21 protein-coding genes and 1 pseudogene are annotated in these 19,785 nt (G+C 65.3%); 2 read left to right on the top strand and 20 right to left on the bottom strand.

The window, feature by feature from the left end; genetic code table 11:
- The 20 genes and pseudogenes from ACHFFZ_RS08735 to ACHFFZ_RS08640 all read right to left on the bottom strand — a co-directional run.
- A partial coding sequence (locus tag ACHFFZ_RS08735; RefSeq protein ID WP_394276255.1) for a formylglycine-generating enzyme family protein occupies positions 1-477 on the bottom strand: 477 nt, incomplete at its 3' end.
- 229 nt (positions 478-706) lie between these two features.
- Positions 707-1,519, bottom strand: coding sequence for a hypothetical protein (locus ACHFFZ_RS08730; RefSeq protein WP_394276254.1), 813 nt, complete (start codon positions 1,517-1,519; stop codon positions 707-709).
- 22 nt (positions 1,520-1,541) lie between these two features.
- Positions 1,542-2,372 (bottom strand): hypothetical protein, encoded by an 831-nt coding sequence (locus ACHFFZ_RS08725; RefSeq protein WP_394276253.1) that lies wholly within the window; start codon positions 2,370-2,372, stop codon positions 1,542-1,544.
- Positions 2,373-2,619: 247 nt separating this feature from the next.
- Positions 2,620-3,279: a hypothetical protein gene (locus tag ACHFFZ_RS08720; RefSeq protein WP_394276252.1), complete on the bottom strand. Its 660-nt coding sequence runs from the start codon at positions 3,277-3,279 to the stop codon at positions 2,620-2,622.
- 83 nt (positions 3,280-3,362) lie between these two features.
- On the bottom strand, positions 3,363-4,211 hold the full coding sequence (locus ACHFFZ_RS08715) for a Tat pathway signal sequence (protein ID WP_394276251.1): 849 nt from the start codon (positions 4,209-4,211) through the stop codon (positions 3,363-3,365).
- 11 nt (positions 4,212-4,222) lie between these two features.
- Positions 4,223-4,813: a hypothetical protein gene (locus ACHFFZ_RS08710; protein ID WP_394276250.1), complete on the bottom strand. Its 591-nt coding sequence runs from the start codon at positions 4,811-4,813 to the stop codon at positions 4,223-4,225.
- Positions 4,814-5,158: 345 nt separating this feature from the next.
- The gene (locus ACHFFZ_RS08705; RefSeq protein WP_394276256.1) at positions 5,159-7,126 is read right to left on the bottom strand and encodes a bacterial transcriptional activator domain-containing protein; all 1,968 of its coding nucleotides are present in this window, start codon (positions 7,124-7,126) and stop codon (positions 5,159-5,161) included.
- 570 nt (positions 7,127-7,696) lie between these two features.
- Positions 7,697-7,909 (bottom strand): annotated as a pseudogene (locus ACHFFZ_RS08700) (LysM peptidoglycan-binding domain-containing protein); the annotation flags it as partial.
- Between the two features lie 380 nt (positions 7,910-8,289).
- Positions 8,290-8,688, bottom strand: a complete 399-nt coding sequence (locus tag ACHFFZ_RS08695) for a pilus assembly protein TadG-related protein (RefSeq protein WP_394276249.1) — start codon at positions 8,686-8,688, stop codon at positions 8,290-8,292.
- A gap of 5 nt (positions 8,689-8,693) precedes the next feature.
- Positions 8,694-9,113: an ATP/GTP-binding protein gene (locus ACHFFZ_RS08690; RefSeq protein WP_394276248.1), complete on the bottom strand. Its 420-nt coding sequence runs from the start codon at positions 9,111-9,113 to the stop codon at positions 8,694-8,696.
- The gene (locus tag ACHFFZ_RS08685) at positions 9,110-9,472 is read right to left on the bottom strand and encodes a TadE/TadG family type IV pilus assembly protein (protein ID WP_394276247.1); all 363 of its coding nucleotides are present in this window, start codon (positions 9,470-9,472) and stop codon (positions 9,110-9,112) included. The genes ACHFFZ_RS08690 and ACHFFZ_RS08685 overlap by 4 nt, the downstream gene beginning before the upstream one ends.
- A gap of 3 nt (positions 9,473-9,475) precedes the next feature.
- Positions 9,476-9,670: a hypothetical protein gene (locus tag ACHFFZ_RS08680; protein WP_394276246.1), complete on the bottom strand. Its 195-nt coding sequence runs from the start codon at positions 9,668-9,670 to the stop codon at positions 9,476-9,478.
- A gap of 189 nt (positions 9,671-9,859) precedes the next feature.
- A complete protein-coding gene (locus ACHFFZ_RS08675; protein WP_394276245.1) occupies positions 9,860-10,756 on the bottom strand; it encodes a hypothetical protein in 897 nt (298 codons plus the stop codon).
- Positions 10,753-11,628 (bottom strand): type II secretion system F family protein, encoded by an 876-nt coding sequence (locus tag ACHFFZ_RS08670; RefSeq protein WP_394276244.1) that lies wholly within the window; start codon positions 11,626-11,628, stop codon positions 10,753-10,755. The genes ACHFFZ_RS08675 and ACHFFZ_RS08670 overlap by 4 nt, the downstream gene beginning before the upstream one ends.
- On the bottom strand, positions 11,625-13,181 hold the full coding sequence (locus ACHFFZ_RS08665; protein ID WP_394276243.1) for an ATPase, T2SS/T4P/T4SS family: 1,557 nt from the start codon (positions 13,179-13,181) through the stop codon (positions 11,625-11,627). Before ACHFFZ_RS08665 ends, ACHFFZ_RS08670 begins: the two co-directional genes overlap by 4 nt.
- Positions 13,174-14,010 carry a hypothetical protein gene (locus ACHFFZ_RS08660; RefSeq protein ID WP_394276242.1) on the bottom strand — a complete coding sequence of 279 codons (837 nt, stop codon included), beginning with the start codon at positions 14,008-14,010 and terminating at the stop codon, positions 13,174-13,176. Before ACHFFZ_RS08660 ends, ACHFFZ_RS08665 begins: the two co-directional genes overlap by 8 nt.
- The gene (locus ACHFFZ_RS08655; protein ID WP_394276241.1) at positions 14,007-14,711 is read right to left on the bottom strand and encodes an SAF domain-containing protein; all 705 of its coding nucleotides are present in this window, start codon (positions 14,709-14,711) and stop codon (positions 14,007-14,009) included. Before ACHFFZ_RS08655 ends, ACHFFZ_RS08660 begins: the two co-directional genes overlap by 4 nt.
- 125 nt (positions 14,712-14,836) lie before the next feature.
- Positions 14,837-15,604, bottom strand: coding sequence for a hypothetical protein (locus ACHFFZ_RS08650; protein ID WP_394276240.1), 768 nt, complete (start codon positions 15,602-15,604; stop codon positions 14,837-14,839).
- Entirely contained in the window at positions 15,601-16,554 is a 954-nt protein-coding gene (locus tag ACHFFZ_RS08645) for a ParA family protein (protein WP_394276239.1), read from the bottom strand. The genes ACHFFZ_RS08650 and ACHFFZ_RS08645 overlap by 4 nt, the downstream gene beginning before the upstream one ends.
- A gap of 117 nt (positions 16,555-16,671) precedes the next feature.
- Positions 16,672-17,358, bottom strand: a complete 687-nt coding sequence (locus tag ACHFFZ_RS08640; RefSeq protein WP_394276238.1) for a hypothetical protein — start codon at positions 17,356-17,358, stop codon at positions 16,672-16,674.
- Positions 17,359-18,483: 1,125 nt separating this feature from the next.
- Here ACHFFZ_RS08640 and ACHFFZ_RS08635 point away from each other — a divergent pair.
- Both ACHFFZ_RS08635 and ACHFFZ_RS08630 read left to right on the top strand, forming a co-directional pair.
- The gene (locus tag ACHFFZ_RS08635; RefSeq protein ID WP_394276237.1) at positions 18,484-19,479 is read left to right on the top strand and encodes a hypothetical protein; all 996 of its coding nucleotides are present in this window, start codon (positions 18,484-18,486) and stop codon (positions 19,477-19,479) included.
- Positions 19,480-19,508: 29 nt separating this feature from the next.
- A complete protein-coding gene (locus ACHFFZ_RS08630) occupies positions 19,509-19,751 on the top strand; it encodes a hypothetical protein (protein WP_394276236.1) in 243 nt (80 codons plus the stop codon).
- Positions 19,752-19,785 lie beyond the last annotated feature (34 nt).

The raw sequence follows: 19,785 nt of genomic DNA, 5'->3' as shown, positions 1-19,785 counted from the left end.
TCCGCCAGAGTTCCCTGCGTACCAGCCGATCGCATCCAACGCCCCGTACCGCGCGCCAGTGGTTCCCGCGCGGCACGCGACCTGCCACTCCGCATCACTGGGCAGGCGGTACCCGTCTGCGTGGTGGTTCCACACGACGTCCCAGTCATCAGGTCTAGGCTCGCTGTGCGGACGCCACTGGGTCGGCTCCGCCACGATCCTCTGCGAGACCTCGTAGACCGGCTCCAACCCCTCTCGAATGGACAGCCGGTTGCAGAAAGTAATCGCCTCCCGCCAGCTGACGCCGGTCCTGGGGTGACCGGCGAAGGCCGCATCGCCCGGCAGTCCGAGGGTCTGGTCCCACTGCCCGCAGGTCACGACGGTCTGCGCCAGCTCGAAGGGCTCGACCCGCACAGTCCAAGACTCGCCCGTACGGCGATCAACCACGACCTCGTCAACGGCACCCCGCGGCGGCACCGGGATCATGCGAATCCCCATGGCCGCAATTCTCAATCACGCTCCACGCTGGACCGAATCCCCGCCTCTCGTGGACTGTGCCGCGGTAGCCGATCGACGTCCTGTACTGCCGCTGGTCGTGAGCCAGCCCTGGTCTCATTTCGCTGTCCCTGGGGACAGTCTCATTTTGGTGATCCCCCGCGTGGCTCAGTCTCATCTCGGCTGGCGCCGGACAGCTTGATCGGGAACAGATCAGCTGTCGTGATGAGCATCATGCGGCCCTGCGTGCTTCTTCGAGACTGGCGAGGATCATGGCCTGGATCGCGGGGTCCGCGGCTTGGTGGTCCTCCTTCCAGGAACGGTGCTCGGCTTCAGCCAGCGATTCCTCGTAGGCCCTGATGACGCTGCGAGTGCTGAACAGGGTCACCAGCTCGTGTCCGGGAGCGCCTCGCAGGGGGTGGGTCAGCTGCGCGAGGTGGGATCTCACATCAGTGGCGGGGTCGTGGGCCAGAGCCTCGAGGGTCATGCGTGCCAGTTCGATCGCGCGGGCGGTGACCAAGGTGTTGTCGTCCACGACAGCAGGGATCTCTTGCTCGGCGAGCTGCTCCAGGGTCGGGCCGCTGGGCGGCCGTGGAACTGTCTGGTTTCTGTCCATCGCACCTACGGCCGGCGTCTCCTCGAGATGCTTCGGGGCTGCGAGCTGGTCGGCTCGCATGTTGGCCAGGGCTTGCCTGAGCAGCATGGCCTCGTGGCCGATCAGCTCGTCATCGGCCACGGCGTCAGCGAATCGCTCATGAACGAATCGGGCGGCTGTTTCCCAATCGAAGACCTGGCCTTGGTCTGCGGCACGTCGGGAGCGCTTGGCCAAGAGGTTGATCAGTTGCAAGCGCAGCAAGACGGGGGCATCGGCCAGGAGCCGTTGCTGGTTGACCAGACGGCGGGCTGCCCAAGCGTGGGGATCGTTGTTGCGGCCGCTGGGTTGGTGCTGTGCGTTGAGGTTCTTCGTCGGCGGCTTGTCCGCCGTCACGTGCTCGCGCGCTGGCTTACTTACACGGCCCTGCGGGCCGAACCCAGGGTCTCCCATTGTCAAAGGTGTGTCTTGTTCCTCAAGAGGGCGGACGAGATCCGGGGTGGTCACCGGACGAGATCGGGGGGGGTGCGGAAGGGGTCGAAACCGGTTCTGCGGAGGAGGTGATAGGCCCGATTTCGGCGCCTTGGTCGGTGGGATCTGTTGTGCGGTCCTCGGCGATGGACAGGGTGAGCGGGGAGGTGCTCACGGTGGCTGGGCGCCCGCTGGGCTGGACCATGAACAGCAGCCCGTGGTCGTTGAGGCAGCGTCGGACGGCACCTACCCGTTCGGGGGAACAGGGCGAGACTGACGAGAGAAGTGCGGCCGCGGCCTTCAAGGGCGCTTGGGTGGACTGGTTCTTGCCGCAGAGCATGCGCCAGGCCAGCCAGTGGTGAAGCAGCACTGCCGCGCTGTAGGAGGTCTCCTGGGCGACCTGCAGGATCTTCTCAAGCGTAGTCAAGGGGAGCTTCTCCCAGGGCCCGCAGGTGGCGGGGTCGGCTTCGACAACCTTGTACTTGGGCAGGGACAGGCCCAGGTCAACGATGTAGTCCTTCTTCCGCAGGACCACGCCGGCAGTGACGAGTGCTGCGATGGCCCGTCCGGTGCGCCGGTCCAGCGACTCTCCCCTGACGGGATCCTGGGACCATCCGCACCACGCCTGAAGATCTGCATAGCCGTGACGGTTGTAGTTGGTGTCGCGGTAGCTGCGCTTCCTCATCTGGGCGAGCAGCAGCAGGGCGTCATGCGGCAGCGTGGAGATCTCGTGGTGGGTGATCTTCACGAACCACTCGTTGGTCACGGGCTTTGTTTGGGCGCCTGGTGGGGCGTCCGGGGGGTTGCCCACGCCTCGGGGGTGGGGGGTGGTCATTGGTAGCTCCTGATCGATCCGTCGTGCACCAGGTGTTTTTGGGTGCAACACGATCGAGGAATGGCGCGGCGCTGTTTCTGTCCAGCGCTCGGCTTTGCTACCGTGGAGTCAACAACAGCTCCACAGCCTCGGATGGTCCTCGTGTCCATCAGAACTGAGCGGTGTTGATTGGCGTCTCTTCCGCTCAGAGCACTTTTCATTGCGGCGAAGGTCGATCCTCTGGATCGGCCTTTCGTCGTCTCTGGGGCTAACTCACCAGAAGCGCCTCCTTCACCGACGCGCCTGGGATCAAGGGATCCTGGGCATCGTCCAGGGTGGATGTGCGGGCGCTGAGGTGCTTCAGCACCGCTGGAAGCTCCCGCTGGACGCGAGGCTTCAGTTCGAGGGGCTCCAAGCCAGCACTGGCTCGCAGCTTGTTGAGATGCCACACCATCGCCCAGATGCACAGCCGACCAGTGGGCACCGAGAGATGCTCGGCCAGTTCCTCGAGCCGGTCGAAGCGCGATACCGGGACATGTGCCATCAACATCGGTTCCCGGGCCGGCGGCACCATCACCAGCGGCGGCTCCGACTCGAGGAAGTCGTGGGCCGAGATCGGGAGCGCTTGAGCGCCTTGGGCGATCTTCTCCACATAGTCCGGCAGCGTGATCGGCTCGAAGTCCAATGAGACCGCCAGCTCGCTGGCGCCACGCAGAACGCACAACAGCACCGTGTTCGCGCGGGAGGTCTCCAGGACAGTGCTCATCGCATCGATGGCCTGCACCATTGCAGGCGTCGCCTTCATCCCGAGGATGTGACGATCCTCGGTGGTCAGTGGCTTGCGGCCAGTCAAGCGGCGAGTCGGCATGGATCCATCCTTGCGGAGCGACGCGCCGGGTGGGGCCGCAACACGCGGGTCGGTTTGCACAAACGGGAGTTTTCCAGAAGTTTCTCACACTTCAAGGAAGGTGGTGGCAGCGCCCTCGTTTTCTCACTGCGACACAAAAATGGCTAGCTGTTGCCCGAGGAGGTCACCACAGCCTCCAGCTCCCCCACCGTCAGATCCGTGCCACCCAACTTGGTGACAGGGATCACGCCGCTCTCCCCCAGCACGGACCAGGTCACTTCCCAGTTCGTGGTCGCCACGATCCTGTACTGTCCCGGCTTCGAGGCCTTGGTGTAGGTGTAGCCGCAGTCGGGTGAGGCATCACCTGGGGTCACCGAGAGTGACCAGGGCGTCGACGTGGCGCAGTCCACCGATCCGCCATCGCCCATGGTGAAGTTCACTGACGTGCGCCTGGCCGCCAAGGTGACGGCATAGCCCTGAACCGAGGCGGTCGCGTTCTGCGTAACTGCACCCGGCACAGAGAGCCACAGCGGATACCCGACGCCGGCCATGTTCCACTCGTTCAGTGACGGGTCGGGACCGACGGCCGGCGGAGCTGCCGGGAGGTTCATCTGGGCGACCGCTTGTGTGCCGAGCACCCAGGCCGGCGGAGCGATGGTGCCCGCAGTGGCACCGGGCTTGCAGTTCTGGTCCAGGTAGCTCTGGTTCGCCGCAGCATCTGCGGCGTCTTTGTTCTTGGTCGCAGTCTCCAGACGTAGAGTCACACGCCGACAGTTCTGTTCGGCCACACTGGCACGGATGCGCGCCTGCAGAACCTCGAGCTCTGTGGGCCGGCCATTCATCAAAGAGGCCTGAGCCGGCCCCGAACCACCTTGGACCTGCTGCACCTGCTGGTACGTCACGGTTCCCGTGACATCGGCGCCACCGCCGGCCTCAACCCCACCGTCCAGACCACCGGCACCCCCAGCACTTGCGATACCCGGTGTGACGGCAAGAAGGCCAGCGGCCAACACCGCACACCTGCTTAGACGACGGGGCACTTCTTGACCTCGTCTCCCCAGTAGTAGGTCATCTTCACTACACCGTCGACCTTGGCGTAGTAAGTGGTCTTGTGGATCAACCGGCCATGGGAGATGCTCCCGTCCTGGCGCTTATTTACGATGGAGGAACCGTCCTCACAGCTCTCCAGAGCGAAGCTCGATCCAGCCCGCTCCTTGTCCGACACTCGGATCTTCCCCAGTACGAACTCTCCCGCCTGTCGGTCCAGGCCGAGCTGATAGACCTGCTGCAGCTCCTCCACCTGATCGTCCAAGGCTTGACCAGTCATCACGGCCTCCAGCTCAGGAGGAACGATGTTGCCCGGGGCCAGACCACCTGCCTTCGCATAGGCATCGGACGTCTCGAAGGCCTTCTTGTAGGCCGCGATCGCCGCCTTCTCCATCGTGTCCGAACTGGGCGTGGGAGTGGGCGCCGCCGAGGTGGCAGCAGGACTTGAGGCAGCCTGCGTCGGTGTCACGTCCACCTTGCCCGAGCACCCTCCCATCAAGGCCGCGCCCGCGACGAGCACAGCCACGCAGCGCATCCGCGTCAGGTGAAGCTGGTCACGATCGATCATGGGAGAGGCCTTCCTTTTGGTGTGAAGTCGTGTTCAGGGTGGCACAACGCCACCAGGCTGTGGGAGCCGGCATGAAACGGTTTCTGTCCATTGCTTACTCCCCTGTCGGCGCCATGGAGGACGCTGCCGTCGTTTCACAGTGTCTGATCACGCGCGAGATCGCCTCAGCGGGGCTGGTAGTCAGCTTCCACCGGTCCCCCTTGCAGGACGCTCCTCCTGCCGTACAGATCTGTCCAAGAGCGACCACGAGGTCCTCGGTGCCACCAGGCAGCAAGGTGTCGAGCTCCTCGAGCGTGTGACCATCCTGGGCCGCGGCAAGAGCCAGGATGACCGAGGTCGCAGGGATCATCGAGCGGCCACCTTGCGCAGGACATCCTCGGTCTGGGGACACAGGTCCATCTGGGCTGCTCGCGCACTGGCATGCAGCGACCGCATCAGACGGTCAACCTCGGCGAAGTTGCCCGCCTGGTACTCCGTGCGGATCCGGGCAGTAGCCAAGGCCTCAGAGTGAGGATCAAGCTGCAGGGCCTTCCCAGTGGCCCACCGCGCCAGTGCCAAGTCATTGCCCTCCAGCGCGCGGTCGACCAGACTCAAGGCAGCATCGACGAGCGACTGAACGATCTCTATGCGCAGCATCTCTGCCTGGGCAAAGGCATGGGATGTGACTCCCTCGAAGGGGGCGCCCTGGACGATGTTGAGCGCCTGCACCAGGTTGTCGGTCGTGGCGCGATTCACTCCACCAGCCAGCAGCGAGCGAGCGATGTGCCAATCAGTGGTGACCCGCTCGTCGAGACGGTATCCCCCAATCCCCGACGGCAGGTACGGCTTCCCCTCGGGATCCTGTCCAAGCCAGCTGCGCAGGTAGGAAGCATTCTGCTTGACCGTCTTGTCCGAGATCACGAACGCCGCGGCTAGATCCGCAGTGGTGCAGCCCGGGTGCTCGAGCATGTACAGCATCGTCTCCTGGCACCGACGCTGAGCACGCCCGGCCGTGCCGGCTGCATTGCACATGGTGACTGGTCCCAGGATCCGCAGCATCGGAGCAGTCTGCCCGGTCGTCGGATCGGGAATGGAGACCAGGTCATAGGGCTGATCGGCGCCGGCCACATGATGAGAGATCGCGGTGGGTGGCAACACGCTGGGATTTCCCGTCGAGGCGAGATCGGTGGGCGCCTTCTCGTCCTCGTCATCTAGCCAGGCTGCCTGCTTGGCCAGGTTCGCTGTCAGGTCGGCAGTTGGCAGCGGCGGCCGCACCGGCGACGGCTTGGTCGTGGGACGGATGACGGTGACCTCGGGGACAGGGGACTGGAAGGCGGCCAGACGCAGCTCGTCAACCTCCGTGGCATCTTCCTCGCTGTCCTGCTCCTCCAGTGCTTCGAGGGCCGCCAGTTCGGTCTGCGTCTCCTGGTCCCACCATGAGGCTGGCTGGGCGGTGCCGACCTGCGAGGTATTCAGCAGTTCCAGCACGTTGCGGTAGTCCTCGTCGGAGACGTAGAGCGGGCTCAGTTCCCAGCTGTGGGGCTCCAGGACGGCGGTGCGTGGCAAGCCCCCCACAGTGAGCCGCCACGGCGACAGGTTCTGTTCGACGGTGGTGATAGCTGCTACGGCGACTCTCGGGAGCTCGGTGAGCAGATCAGCAAGGCCGGCCACCTGGTTCTCGGTGAGGGACTGGTCGAGAAGAATGATCTCGGGATCCCAACCGTCAGCCGCGTTCTGCACCCGATTCTGTCCAACGCTGGTGTCGGTCTCGGTCAGGATGGCGCGCTGCTGGTCCGCACGCTGAGTCAGGGACATGATCAACGCGTCGACGTCGGTGACGCGCGTCACGGTCGGCTCGGCGAGGGCAGTCTCGAGACCGGGGCACACCTGGCCGACCAGAGTGATGTTGAGATCCTCGGCGAAGGGCCCCAGGGCGAGCTCTAGCGCGATGGCGCGGATCGTGTTCTCCGCCTCGGCATCGTCCGTGGTGGCGATGGTCACCGCGCCGGCATTCTCCAGATCGATCAGGATCAGTGCGTTGTCGTCGTCGTGGCCGATGCTGACCAGCGCCGGGTACGGCGCGGCAACATCCATGAGGTCATCGCTCTGGAAGGGCAGGTCATCACTGCGGCCGGGAAGGATCGTCCAGACCGATCCATCAGCTATCAGCTCTACCCAGTCGGGAGCGCAGGTGGCCGGCTCGGCAAGCAGCAGGTCAATACGGTCGTTCGCCAGGCGCGCAGCGGACAGAATCGGCAGATCCTGATCCTTCTTGAAGCAGTGGTGGGCGATGGCCCGCAGCACCAGGTTGAGTCGCTCGACGGTCAGAGGCACCGCATGGGTGCGGATGTTGGTCTCGAGCCGCTGGGCCTCTTCGTTGGGCAGGGAGATGGTCTGGCCAGGCTGGCGTTCCCGTAGCTGGCGTCGACGGCGCATCCCGATGGTGGTCACGAGGGAGGAAGCCAGGATCAGGCCGGCTCCTGCCAGGATCCCGTCACGCACGTTCTCGTTCTGTCCAACCTCGGAGACGGTGTCCTGCGAGCTAGTGGGTTGCTGCTGAGCCTGGATGGGGGCAGTCGTCGGTGCGCTCGCGGGCGTCGGCATCTGGGAAGGAGCTTGGGGCTTGGGCTGCTGGGCTTGGGGCTTGGGCTGCTGGGCCTGGGGCTTGGGCTGCTGGGCCTGGGGCATGGGCTGCTGGGCCTGGGGCATGGCGAGGGTCATGCCGTCGGCCAGGATGTTGGGATTGCTGCCGATAGCGTTCCTGTTGGCCTGGTAGATCTCAGGCCAGCGGTGGCCATCGCCCAGGTGGTCCTCGGCCAGCGACCACAGGGAGTCACTTCCCTCGACGGTGACTGTGCGAGACGCGGCGCTGGACGTCGCGCCTGGGTTGCTAGGGATGGTCAGTTTCTGTCCAGACAGCAGCAGGGCGTTTGGCGAGATGTGGTTGGCCTCTGCGATCTCGGGGTACTTCTCACCGTCGCCCAAGTGCTCTTCGGCGATGTCCCACAAGGTGTCCCCTCGCTCGACGACATAGTTCGTGGAAGCGGTCTTGACCGGTGCTTGGGGTGCGGACGCGGCTGTGGCCGACTGTGCTGGGGCGGTGCCTGGATGAGCCATGGCGCTGCTCGGGCTTCCTGCGATGGCGATGACCGCGAGCAGGAGTGCACTCACGGCCTGTTGTGCGCCCACGAGGTGCGGCAGATGGAGATTGAGACGGCGCCCGGAGGCCAAGTTGATGACCTCGAGGATGACCAGGACCGTGAAAACGGCCCAGGCGATCCACGCTGCCAGGGTGATCAGCCAAACCAGGGCAGCGCCGGTGTTGTCCGGCGTCATCAAGATACGGGTCAGCTCGGTGACATTCACATTCGCTGGGATGAGGTCGGCTCCTGCGGTCAGCAACAGGGCAGGAAGGCCGAACAGCATCGCAGCGAGGAGGATCAGCGATCCCAGTCCATGAGCTACGCGCCGCATCATGGCTCCTTTCAAGTGGGGGTTCAGGGGGTGATCAGTTCCGCGGTCGCGTCACCTCTGCCACGCACCTGGTTGATGCCGATCACGGACAGAAACTCGGTGGGGACGGTGGCTGTGGTGGTCACATGGATCGTGGTGCCTTGGACGCTCACCGTGCCTGCAACATTGGCTGATGCGAGATAGGCCTGCGCAGCAGAGCTGACCGAGGCTGCATCGACCGGGCTTCCGGCCAGCCGCTGGGTCGCGCTGGCATCTGCGCCGGCCCGGGCCGCTGCAGCAGCTGCGGACTGTGCATTGGAGGCTGCCGAGTACTGCCGACTTGTGTCCACGACCAGACCGGCGACGAGCACTGTGACGAAGGCCATGCCGATGGCGGTCAGGCCGTAAGAGCCACCGCGCTGGTCCGGGATGGGGGATGTCATGGCCATCACCTCTCGCGGTAGCTGTCGAGGGGTGCGCTGGATGTGGCCTGGTAGGCCCGGCGCCCGCCGTTGAGGATGCCCAGATAGTTGCGCTCCGCCGTGCAGCTCAACTGCACGGTCACTTGGGCAGGTTGCCCAACTGGAACACCGAACCCGGAGGTGTCGGTGGACACGACAGGGTCGAGGCAGCGCAAGGGCGAACCGTCGGTCGTGGCGATGGCCACTGCCCGCGCGGTCTCCTGAGCGCTTTGAGCGGTGCGCTCCTGGGTGGCTGCTCGGGCAGCTGCCCCGGCGGCGTTGGTGACGGCGTCACGGGTGATGGCCACCTGAGCGGCAATCACCACGAGAGCCACGAACACCAGGATGACCGGGGCGATGATCACCACCTCGACGCCGGGAGCGCCGCCGCGTTCGGTGCGGGTCATGAGGCACGCTCCACGGGATAGGTGACGCTGCCGCGTGCGGTGGAGTTCCACAGGACGTAGGGGGCGCGTCCGGTGACGGTGACGGTGACGGTTTCTGTCCCGCGGTCGATGGTGACCTGTGGGTCGCCGAGGTCGGCCTGGTGGGCTACGACCAGAGCGGCGTGCTGTGCGTCGCCTTGGGGCATGAGTCGTGCTTGGTCTGCGCCGGCGCGTGCAGCAGCGACAGCCGCGGTGCGGGCGCTGAACTGCATCCCGACCTGGAGGGCTCCGAAGATCAGGAGCATCAGGACAGGCATGAAGCCCAGGTAGCCGATGGTCGAGCTACCGCCGCGGCTGTCTCGCTGCAGGGGTGAGGACATGGATCAGGCGGGCATCTTGGACTTGATGAAGGCGATGACTCCGGTGGTGACCAAGGCGATGACGGCGATGGCGATGGCGATCCAGCCCAGCTGCTCGACGCTGCCGCTACCGCGCTCGTCGCGCTTGGCCGGGGCCTTGGTGAGGGCCTCGTTGAGGGCGAGCTGGGTGTGGATGAGGGCCTGGGTGATGGGGTTCATGGGGGGTGCCTCCTGTAAGTATGACGAAATACTGATGATTTGCTGTGGTTCAGCGCGTCTGATTGTGCCTTGTGGATTGGTGCAGTAACAGCGTTGGGGTTGTCCTCTGGTGGCTGTCCCGGTGAAGTCTGGTGGCACGGTGGCCGTTGTGGAGGGGCGACACGAAACGAGTTTCGTGTCGTGCTCGGCTCAGGACAGGACCAGGTTGAGCATCACGGAGCCGATGATCAGGAGGACCACGGACATCGGTGGCAAGAGCTTGGCAAAGGACATGCGCTGCGTGACACGGGTGGCCTCGTTCTGCATGCGCAGCAGGTAGGCATTGCGCAGTTCTACGGTTCGGGCCCGCAGGGAGCCCACCAGGCTTGCTCCCTCGCTCTGCAGTTGTGCGATGGCCACCAGGTCATTGAGTTCAGGTAGCTGGATGTCTTCGGCTAGGGCGCGCAACCCGTCCCAGGGTTGGACGTTCTCCAGCACGGCCCTGTTGAGGGTCTGCTGGACCTGGACGAACAGCGGGGCGCGGGACACGAAGGCCGCCCGGGTGATGGCGTCGATGGCCGATGCGTTCGCCATGCGTTCCAGGACCACCAGGTCGAGCAGGACACCGAAGGCTTCCAAGGTGTCGTCGTTGACCGCCTCCTGCTGCTGTCCCAATCGCATGGCTGGCAGCATCCATCCCAGCAAGCCTAGAGCCACGGTAAGGATCGCTGGCAGGCCCACCGACATGGCCATGCCGGCCATGGTGAAGCAGAGCTGGAAGAACCATGGGGCGCAGGCAAGGACCAGCGCGTAGAGGACGCGGATGCCGTAGAACTCCGCGTGGCTGACTCCTGACAGGCGCAGCAGGGTGCGCTGACTTGTTGACGGCTGCAGGGGCGTGCTGCGCAGTACCCAGGCGCCCAGCTTCTCGATGAAGGAGTCCGCGGAGATCTCGGCGTCGGGGATCGCGCCGACGGGCGTGGATGACGACAGCGTGGTCAGGGCTGTGGCGAGGTCTGGCTGGGGCGTGCGCAGTGAGGCTGCCAGCAGGAGCACTCCCCCGCACAACAGCATTCCGATGCTCAGTGAGGCAATGGTGAGGATCACGACTCGCTCCTGGGGGCAATGAGGATTCGGGCCCGCTGGCGGGGCTTGGTCATGCGGTACATCCAGCTCGAGCCGAACCAGTAGGTGCCGGCGCACGCCAGCACCAAGATCTGTCCAAGCGGGGTCGACAGCGAGGCGAAGTAACTGTTGGGCATCAGCGCGATGCCCAGGATCATGACGGCCGACAGAAGGGTCACATTGCGCGCCTCCTGGCGGGGCTTGTTGCGTTCCGCCTCGACGTCACGTAGCACCGCGATGCGGTCCTGCAGGTTGTCGGCGATGGAGTTCAGCGTGCCCGTGGCGCCCGTCGTGCGCCGCACTGCCAGCTTGAGTGCTGCCAGGACGGTGTCGGACTCGGCATTGTCCAGCGAGTCAGCCATCATCTGCAGCGCCTCTTCCGGGAGCATCCCGGAGTCCATGCGGCGTACCATCAGGTTGACCTCGTCGCCCAGCAGGTCCGGGGCCTTGTCGCGGGATGAGCGGATGGCCTGCACCACATCGCGGCCTTGGGGAAGGATCATCGCGATGGAGCGCACCCACCGGTCAAGAGCCTCCAGCAGCGGCAGATCGGTCTGGGGCGAGGCACCCAACAGGGTCGGGCCGAAGATGACCAGAGCCGGCACCGCCACCAGCGCCACGATCCAGTGGCTGATCAGGTAGACCACGAGCCCGGCGACCAGGGCCAGGGACCACCGGATGTCCCTACGCCGACCTTCACGGCCAGCCGGCCGGCGGGTCAGGTGGGCCCATTTCTGTCCAATCGTGCGTTGGGGTTTGCCAGGCTTCACCTCACCAGGGCGTAGCCCGGCCACGATCATCCACAGGCCGGACATCAGCATCACCGTGGCCAGCAGTGCTGCCGTGGCGGTCATGCTGCACCCTCCTGGTCGGTTTCGGATTCGTAGCGGTGGAGTTCGACTGTGATGTGATCCCAGTCCTCGTAGTTCTCCATGTGGCTCGGCGTGAAGGAGATGGGTGCCCCTGTCCACTGGTCGGCCTTGTAGATCTCGCTGCCCGAAGCGCGGTGTTCCTCGCCGTTGGTCAGTGTTCGGATCTCCTGCACGAAGCGCCGACGGCCCTGGGGGGTGTCCACCTTGCGGATGTGAAGGACCAGGTCGACCGACTGTCCGATCTGGCGCTGGGCCTCTTCCAGGGAGTAGATCGGGCTGCGCGCGGCCAGTGTGGCCAGGCGCTCGGGGAACTTCTGGCAGGAGGCACTGTGCAGCGTGGCCATCGCTCCTGCGCCTGACTGCATTGCCTCGAACATGGCGCCCGCCTCATCGCCTCGGAGCTCGCCGACGATGATCCGGGTGATCGACTGGCGCAGTGCCGGGGGAATCAGTGCCGCGACCGGGATCTCGCCAGCCAGGGTCCCGTCGGCATTGCGCTCTCCCATGCCGTCGCGAGCAGTCAGGACCAGCGTGTATTCGCGGCCGGGCATCAGGTGGGCGAAGAGCTCCAGGTCGGTCTCCAGGGTCGCGAATCGCTCGCGCATGGGGATGGCGTCGATCAGGGCGCGCATCGTCGTGGTCTTGCCATCACCCACGTCACCGATCACGAAGATCGTCTTGCGCAATGCCACCGCCTTGGCCAGGAAGACTGCCACGTCGTGGGGCATCACTCCCCCATCGACCAGGTCTCCGAGCCCGATGCGGGTGTGCAGGTGCTGACGGATCGCCACCGATGGTTCGCCGCTGACTTCGTCCGACATGGCATGGATACGGAATCGGTCTTTGTAGTTGATGGTGACGTCGGTGTGCATCACGTCGAAGGCCCGCGGCGGGTGTGAGTTCTTGGCGAGCAGCTCGATCTGCTCGGTGAGCTCATCATGGGAGTCCGCCACCGGGGGCAGGTAGCTCTGGCGGCCGTCTGCGTGGTCAACACGCACGGGGCGCGTGCCGCAGATCACGATGTTCTCGGCATCGGGGATTTCCAGCAGCGGCTGCCAGCGCCCCAGCCCGAACATGGAGTCGCTGATGGCCTTGCGGTACAAGGCCTCCAGCTCCAGGGGCCATTCGTTGTTGGCCGACAAGGCCTCCATCGCCCTGGCTCGCACCACTTCGGTGATCAGAGGTTGGCCCACCTCCCAGCGCCGCTCCCGTGAGGCTGGCTGGCTCGATGCCTCGCCGGCAGGGTTCAAGGCCTTCTGCAGCCGGCCACTCACCTCGTGGCGCAGAGCCCGAACGACCTGCCAGTCCACACTCAGCTCCTCGGGCGTCACCGCTGCGGGGGCAGTGCTCGTGGCAGCCTCGTCCGGCGATGCCCACGAGTACGAGGACGACTGGAACAGGTTGATGTCTTGCAGGGGTGCAGCGGGCTGTCCCTCACCGTCTGTCTCGGCCAGCGGCTGAGGTGGGGTGGTGCGGATGGGCTGGGGCTGCGCGCCACGGGATCGTCGCAGGTTCTCGAACGGGTTGTCAGGCATGGGGGTTCTCCTGTGACGTGGCATGGCGAGTGGCCCGCTGTTGCAGATCTCGAGCCAGGGAGTGGAGGTTCTTGGCCAGAGGGGACTTGTCCCACTCGAGTCCTTGATTGAGTAGCGCAGCACCGGCCACATCGTGCTCGACCTGTCCCAGGACAGGAACGTTGAGCTGGCGTGAGATCTCGCGTGGGGAGTAGGTCTGGATCTTGACCTGTGGCCCGAACCACCGCCGCGATGCGGTGGCCGGCGCCCGTAGGACCACGCCCAGCAACGGCTGTCGGACAGAATGCTTCACCTGCACCGTCAAGCCCTCCACCAAGATCCTCGCCGCAGCGATCCCCGGCAGGGTGGGCTCGATCACCACAGCCACCAGGGCGCTGTTCTCCAGCAGGGGCGTCGAGACCAATGCGGGGGTCTGGCTGATCGGCGTCTGGAGCCTGCCCAGGTCCACAAGGACATCCATCCCGGCCTCGTCCATCTGCGCCAGTGTCGGAGCCATCGCTCCCCACCGCTGGTCCACTGCGTGCCGCATCCACGGAGGTGTCGGGCCGGGGATGAAGAGCCGGCGATTGGGCTCTGCATCACTGGGGAACCGCTGGGCGCCATGCCAGATCGCCTCCCCGAGATTCGCCTCGCCGCGTGCAGCCCGCACCGCCACCTGGGACAGGTTCGGCTCAGGTGGCACGGCCCCTGCGAAGTAGCCGGCCAACAGCGATTGCTGGGCATCGGCCTCCACCAGCAGTGACGCCCGGGGCCACCGAAGAGCCATCCCCAGAGCCATCGTCGATACCCCGGGAGCGCCGGAGACCGCGGTGAGAAGGAAGACGCTCACTGGTCTGCGTCCTTGATCACGACGATGCGGTTGGCGGCCGCCATGGTGCCGATGACGGGAGCTTCCTGGGCGGCCACCTCGACATTGATGACCTGGCCGGCGTTCTGGAGCTGGGTGTTGGAGGCGCCGACCATGATGGCGTCGTAGATCTGTCCAGCCTGGTTGTCCTTGGCCGCATTGCCCTGGGGGTCGGTCACGACCAGGCGCAGCTTGGATCCGGGGGTGATGGTCCCGGTCATCACATGGCCGGGAGCCAGGGGAATACCGAGGATGCTTCGTCCCGTGCCCGGGTATCCAGCATCACCCACTGCGCCGGAGGGCAGCAGGGCGCCGGCCTTGAGGTCGATCAGGGCTCGTTTGCCGATCAGGGAATTGACCTCGGATGACGGGACGCTCGAGATGCCGGCGATCGATCCGACGGTGGCGGTGGTCAGGTCTGAGGCTTGGATCTGGGTGCCGCGCGGGATGTTGCTGCGGACGGTCACGACGTGGTTCTGGGTCTGGGTCTCGTTGACCACGAAGGCAGCGGCCAGTCCGCTGGCCAAGATCAATCCGATGCCTCCGGCGATCAGCGTCGGGCGGCGTCGGGCCTTCATCTGGACGCGGGACGCGGCCAGGGTGGGCGTCACGTCCTGCTTCTTGGTGATGGGAGGGGCGGATGATTCGATCGGTGCGGTCTTCTTCGCGCGCGTCAAAGCCATGAGCTGGGTTCGTTTCTGTCCAATGTGGGGTGGATGAGTGAACGCTAGGGGCGACGGCCGGGCGGTGGGGGCCCGACACGAATCGGGATTCCATGCCCGGCCGTGCCCTTGGGATGTGGGTTGATCTAGTAGAGGGAGGCCGGGGCGAGGGTCTCGGGATCAAGATCAAGAGACTCGACGTAGGCGATGATGCAGGCATCGAACAGATCGCCTCGTCCGCTTGCTCCCGAGGCCTCCACGATCTGGTCGACGACCTCTTGCATCTGGTAGTCGAAGCGCACGCTCAGGGGGACCTTGTGCGTGGGCATCCTGGTCACGTCGGGTGCAGAGAAGCGGGACAGTCCCATCGACTGTTCATAGGCTGCGCGCCGGCGCTCATGGTGGGCCCTCACGATCTCGGCCGCACGCCCATCACTGATGTCCAGGGCGCGCAAAGCGTTCTGGGTGTTGTTGAACGGGGTGTGCTGGCGTAGGGCGTTGAGCAGGGCTCGGGTTCGGGCTGCGACGTTGACCGTCATCTGCGGCGTCGTGGGACGTGCTCCACTCCCCCGCTGCTCGGCCGCGGCCTTCTTGGCTGCAGCTGACTGGGGGCGCCGACCTCGTCGGGCACTGCCCTGGGCTGCTGCCGGCGTCGAGGGTGCAGGCCTCTTGGCTGGCTGCGGCGCCTGCTTCTGGGGCGTGTGCCCAGGCTGGTCCGCCGGGGGAACGGTGCTCTCCCCCACCGGTTCTTCGGCAGCGGTGGTCATGTTCTCCGGGGTGCGGGGGGCAGCCTTCTTGATCACGATCGAGCTGCTCTTCGGCTTGTGTCGGCGCTGGAGAAGGCCACCCAGGTCCTGGGGCTCAATGGGGGTGGGCTTGATGACTTCCTTGCCCGCCGCGGCGTCCTCGATCATGCCTGCTCCTCCTCGTCGGTGTCGGCTTCCTGCTCGGCGATGCGCTGGGCCAGTTCCTGGGCGATGTCCATGTAGTCCTTGGCCAGGTTCTTGGCTGCCGGGAGTGACCGCGGCACCGGCTTGGTCTCCTTGCCGGCCTTGCGCAGGACCTCGTTCTCCTGCAGGACACGGATCGCCTGGTCCTTGACGTCGTCGATGGTCCCAGCGATCTCGTGGATGAGCTGGCTGCGCTCGCGAGCCACCTGGGCCACGGCCTCCGTGGTGGAGACGGTGTGCTTGAACAGGTAGGGGCCCAGGGACATGGCGCGGATGCGCTGCTCGGCAGCTTTGCGGATGGCGTCGTTGCCTCGGGCGATACCGGTCAGGACGACCCCGATGGGTTCCAGGACCTCGTTGCGTTCACGGACGGTGGCCATGGTCTTGACGGCCTTGGACATGCGGTCAATGGAGGCAACGTCGGCCTTGGTGGGCATCAGCAGGAACCGGGCGACGCCCATGGCTGCGTAGATGTAGACCAAGCTGGAGGGCGGGGTGTCGATGAACACGACGTCGTAGTCCCCCACCCAGGTGTCGAAGACGGCCAGGAGCAGGTCCATCGACTCCTCCTTGGAGTAGCCCTCGAACTGGAGGTCCTCGAGCAGTTCCCCGCCGGCAACCAGATCGAGGTTCTCCCGTGCGGGGATGAAGGCATCAGGATCGAGGGGCCGCTGCTCGCGGATGGCGTCGGCCAGGTGCTTACCTTCCAAGGCCAGGTCCTTGCACCCGAGCTCCACCGACGTGTCGCCCTGGGGATCGAGGTCGATCAGCAGGATCCGCATCCCGCCGGCCGCGAGGATGCCCGCCAGGTTGGTCACGAGCGAGGTCTTGTAGACCCCGCCCTTGCTGTTGTTCAGGGCCACGATGCGCGAGAACCAGGCGCGCTCGACCACAGGGGAAGTGTCCGAAGTCATGGCCTCAATGTAGGACTGAAAAGTACCCAGCGGAACCCACGACACGACAGCAGGCAGGCTGACTGTTCAAACAGCGGTGAACATTGCAATAAACATTGCAATGAAAGATGCAATCAATCAGGCGGCCAACAGCTCGTCCGCATGGTCGCGCAGGACGGACAGCCCCACCTGGCGACGGCGGTAGATCTTCTGTGGTGAGACTTCGAGCCTGGCGGCCACCTCGGCCACCGAGGCGCCCTGGCCGTAGAGCAGACGCATCACCTCAGCGTCATCATCCGACAGCCACTGCTCCCCCATGGCCAGGACATCGGCCGCGCGCAGGTCGTCATCTCCCGTGTCAGGTGCCACATCAAAGACCAACTTCGTCGCAACCTCGGGCGAGAGCCTCGAGATCTCCTCCCGGCTCCACAGGTGCTGAGTCAGGTTCAGGGTGTCCAGGGCCAAGCGTGCCGCGACGTTGTTCAGCCGGCCCGACAGAGGCAGGGTCATCACCCGCTCCCACAGGGACGCGACCAGGTCCATGTCAGCCGAAGGGATCGAGCGGGCACGGCCGCTGATGGACATCCTGATCAGCTTGCCGATCATCGTCTGGATGATGATGCGGCCAGCCAGGGTGTTGCCCGCCTGAGCCTCACGTACCAGGAACAGCAGGACCTCGTTGGGTTGGCAGGGGATGGCCGCCAGGACATCGGCTGCGGTGCTGCACTGGGCCAGTGCCGGCTCATCGGCGACCCAGCAGGAGACGTCAGTAGTGGACAGAATCTCCCACTCGCGGTTCATCTGGACGAAGACGTGGTTGCTCATGACATCCCTCGGGGCGGTGGTCGGGGTGGATGAGACGAGTGCATCGAGAGCCGGTTCGCCACAGGGTTCGCACGAACACCCCCGAGGTTCGCAGTTTCATAAACCCTTGCCAGAGACAGAAGAAAGAGGGATGAGAAGACACCTCCGCACCTCACCAACGAGCCCGGGAGCGCTATTGGGCTCCGGGAGTGCGGGAGCGGCTCGGCGCTGGTCGAGGTTCTTGCAGGTGGGCCAGTGCGCCTGGACGGGTGCCGATTTCTGTCCAGAGCTTCGTAGAGGGGAGCTCGAGGCAGCTTGCAGTGGCGGAGGGTCAGGCGGCCAGACGGTCAGCTCGTCCATGAACGTGGGGATGGAGCTGGCGATCCAGGGAGCGGGGCGGGCTCCAGTCGCAGGGGTGGGTGCTCGATCAGCGGCAGGTTGCAATGCGCATTGCAAGGTTCGCTGCAAGCAGGGAATCCCTCTACCAAGCTGTCAGCCTCGCTGTGCGGCGTGAGCGCCGCGTGCAATGCAGCCAGCCTAAAGAGAGAGGCAACTACACGGAGATATGCCGTATACGGGTGTGCCGTCAGCAGCGGCGAGGGGCCGGACGCTGACCTGCTGATTCAGGCCTTTGTCACCTGTGCTGCTGGAATCCACGAGAGCAGGGCATAGGGCGCATTGGGCGGGCACCAGAAGACTCGAGCGAACCAGCGGACGCAGACGCGATCCGGGTACTTCCTCCACCCGACCAGAAGACCAGCCTCCTGGCCGTTGACCCATACATGCTGCGCAGGAACCTCCCGGTCGACGTGGTTCTCGTCCTCGTTCGGGAGCGCATCCAGAATCCGGCCGGCCGGGGGTGTGGGTGGGGGAGCAGGGCGGGAGTTGTCCATGGTCCTAGCTTGACGGTTCTGCGGCGGGGAACCCCTCGATGGGACTGGCGGCGCGAGTTGAGGTCAGTGCAGGATCACGAACCAGTATCCAAATGGAATCATTCATTGCAATAAAAATTGCAATGAAAACTGCAACCGTGGATCCGGGGGAGAAGAACCTGAAGAGTTCTTCCCCAGTGAGAAAAACCAGCGATTGACGACACCTTCTCCCGAGTGTCAGCGCGTCCGCGCCGACGAGTTCTCCGAAGGAGCCATGGTGAAGCTGAAACTCCCGGGTGCTGATCGTGGTGACCAGCCACCGCGCCAGCCAGCGTCCCGCTTCGTGCGGGTGCCCGGTCCTGTCCCCAAAGCCCAAGCCCTGCGTCACAAGCTGGGGATCGCAGTGCTGGGGCTGTGCCTCCTGTGTGGCCCCGCGTCCTGCATGGCCGTGCGCGCCGGTGCCGGAGCCAGAACCCCCGCCCCATCAGAAGCCACCACCTCGACGACGACCTCCCAAACCCAGGTTGAGGCCGCCGCCGTCAGCTTCGTGCGCCAATGGATGGTCACCAGCACCAAGACCACCGATGCCCTGTACTCGCGAATGGTGACCGCCCCCTCCCAGGCGATCTTCCCCCAAGAGGCACCCAAGCCAGCCACGGTGGTCGAGCCAGCTGCCGTCCAAGCCACCTCCCAGGACGGGACCTGGATCGTGACGGTCCACGCCCAAGGTGGCAGTGCTGGAGCGGGGGAGTGGTACTCCGTTCCTGTCCAAGCAGTGACGTCGAAGAACGGCGTCGTACAGACAGGAATCCTTGCGCTCCCGGCTCGAGCGGCAGAGCCGGGAGCCATTGCCCGACGAGGGGTTCCGGCGCAGCGTGAATCCATCTCTGCGAATGATCCGGCAGTGGTTACCGCGGTGGGATTCCTGACTGCGTGGCTGACCCAGTCCTCGACCGTGGATCGGTGGACAGATCCGGCGTTCAAGCCGGCGGCCATCAGCACCCAGCCCTGCCAGTCGGTGCGCTTGCTGTCGGCGAGCGCCTCTGAGGAGGACGCGAAGGAGCTGGTGGCGCTGGCCATGCCTGGCAGCGCGACGCCCCCCGTGGGGGAGGGGCAGCCATCTGACTCGCCCAGCCCCACCGTGTCCGGAGCCCAAGTCCACCTGCAGATCGTGGCCACCTGCACTACGCAGCAGGCTGCACGTCCCAGCGCCTACACGGTGGCGCTGACCCAGAACAGCGGCCGATGGGCCGTGAAGAGCGTCAGCTAAGACGTCCCAACTCCTGAAAGGAACCCCCCATGGACCCGATCGCTGGTGCCAACTCGTTGGCCACGGCCCTGACCGCAGTCGTGCTCGGCTTCATCACCCTGGTCGTCCTGTACCACCTGCTCAAGACGGTGGTGAAGAACCCTGGCATCGCCAGCATCACGGCCGCCGTCGTTGTCGGCGGCCTCGTCTACTACGCCGGCCACGGCGGCTTGGCCGACATGGGCGAGGTGATCAACAGCCTGGTCGACACCTACCTGCGCGCCCCGAAGTAGTCGCCGGCTCTCATCCAAGACCCCATCCATCGCG

This window comes from Luteococcus sp., from assembly GCF_043424415.1.
Classification (GTDB): domain Bacteria; phylum Actinomycetota; class Actinomycetes; order Propionibacteriales; family Propionibacteriaceae; genus Luteococcus.
This window is presented reverse-complemented; position numbering and strand designations above follow the sequence as displayed.

What these genes read in the sequence shown, in the direction of transcription:
- ACHFFZ_RS08730 (WP_394276254.1), bottom strand. Translation starts at nt 1,519, where the DNA reads ATGGGAGACCCTGGGTTCGGCCCGCAGGGCCGTGTAAGTAAGCCAGCG.
- ACHFFZ_RS08725 (WP_394276253.1), bottom strand. Translation starts at nt 2,372, where the DNA reads ATGACCACCCCCCACCCCCGAGGCGTGGGCAACCCCCCGGACGCCCCA.
- ACHFFZ_RS08710 (WP_394276250.1), bottom strand. Translation starts at nt 4,813, where the DNA reads ATGATCGATCGTGACCAGCTTCACCTGACGCGGATGCGCTGCGTGGCT.
- ACHFFZ_RS08695 (WP_394276249.1), bottom strand. Translation starts at nt 8,688, where the DNA reads ATGACATCCCCCATCCCGGACCAGCGCGGTGGCTCTTACGGCCTGACC.
- ACHFFZ_RS08690 (WP_394276248.1), bottom strand. Translation starts at nt 9,113, where the DNA reads ATGACCCGCACCGAACGCGGCGGCGCTCCCGGCGTCGAGGTGGTGATC.
- ACHFFZ_RS08685 (WP_394276247.1), bottom strand. Translation starts at nt 9,472, where the DNA reads ATGTCCTCACCCCTGCAGCGAGACAGCCGCGGCGGTAGCTCGACCATC.
- ACHFFZ_RS08680 (WP_394276246.1), bottom strand. Translation starts at nt 9,670, where the DNA reads ATGAACCCCATCACCCAGGCCCTCATCCACACCCAGCTCGCCCTCAAC.
- ACHFFZ_RS08670 (WP_394276244.1), bottom strand. Translation starts at nt 11,628, where the DNA reads ATGACCGCCACGGCAGCACTGCTGGCCACGGTGATGCTGATGTCCGGC.
- ACHFFZ_RS08665 (WP_394276243.1), bottom strand. Translation starts at nt 13,181, where the DNA reads ATGCCTGACAACCCGTTCGAGAACCTGCGACGATCCCGTGGCGCGCAG.
- ACHFFZ_RS08655 (WP_394276241.1), bottom strand. Translation starts at nt 14,711, where the DNA reads ATGGCTTTGACGCGCGCGAAGAAGACCGCACCGATCGAATCATCCGCC.
- ACHFFZ_RS08650 (WP_394276240.1), bottom strand. Translation starts at nt 15,604, where the DNA reads ATGATCGAGGACGCCGCGGCGGGCAAGGAAGTCATCAAGCCCACCCCC.
- ACHFFZ_RS08645 (WP_394276239.1), bottom strand. Translation starts at nt 16,554, where the DNA reads ATGACTTCGGACACTTCCCCTGTGGTCGAGCGCGCCTGGTTCTCGCGC.
- ACHFFZ_RS08640 (WP_394276238.1), bottom strand. Translation starts at nt 17,358, where the DNA reads ATGAGCAACCACGTCTTCGTCCAGATGAACCGCGAGTGGGAGATTCTG.
- ACHFFZ_RS08635 (WP_394276237.1), top strand. Translation starts at nt 18,484, where the DNA reads ATGGTGAAGCTGAAACTCCCGGGTGCTGATCGTGGTGACCAGCCACCG.
- ACHFFZ_RS08630 (WP_394276236.1), top strand. Translation starts at nt 19,509, where the DNA reads ATGGACCCGATCGCTGGTGCCAACTCGTTGGCCACGGCCCTGACCGCA.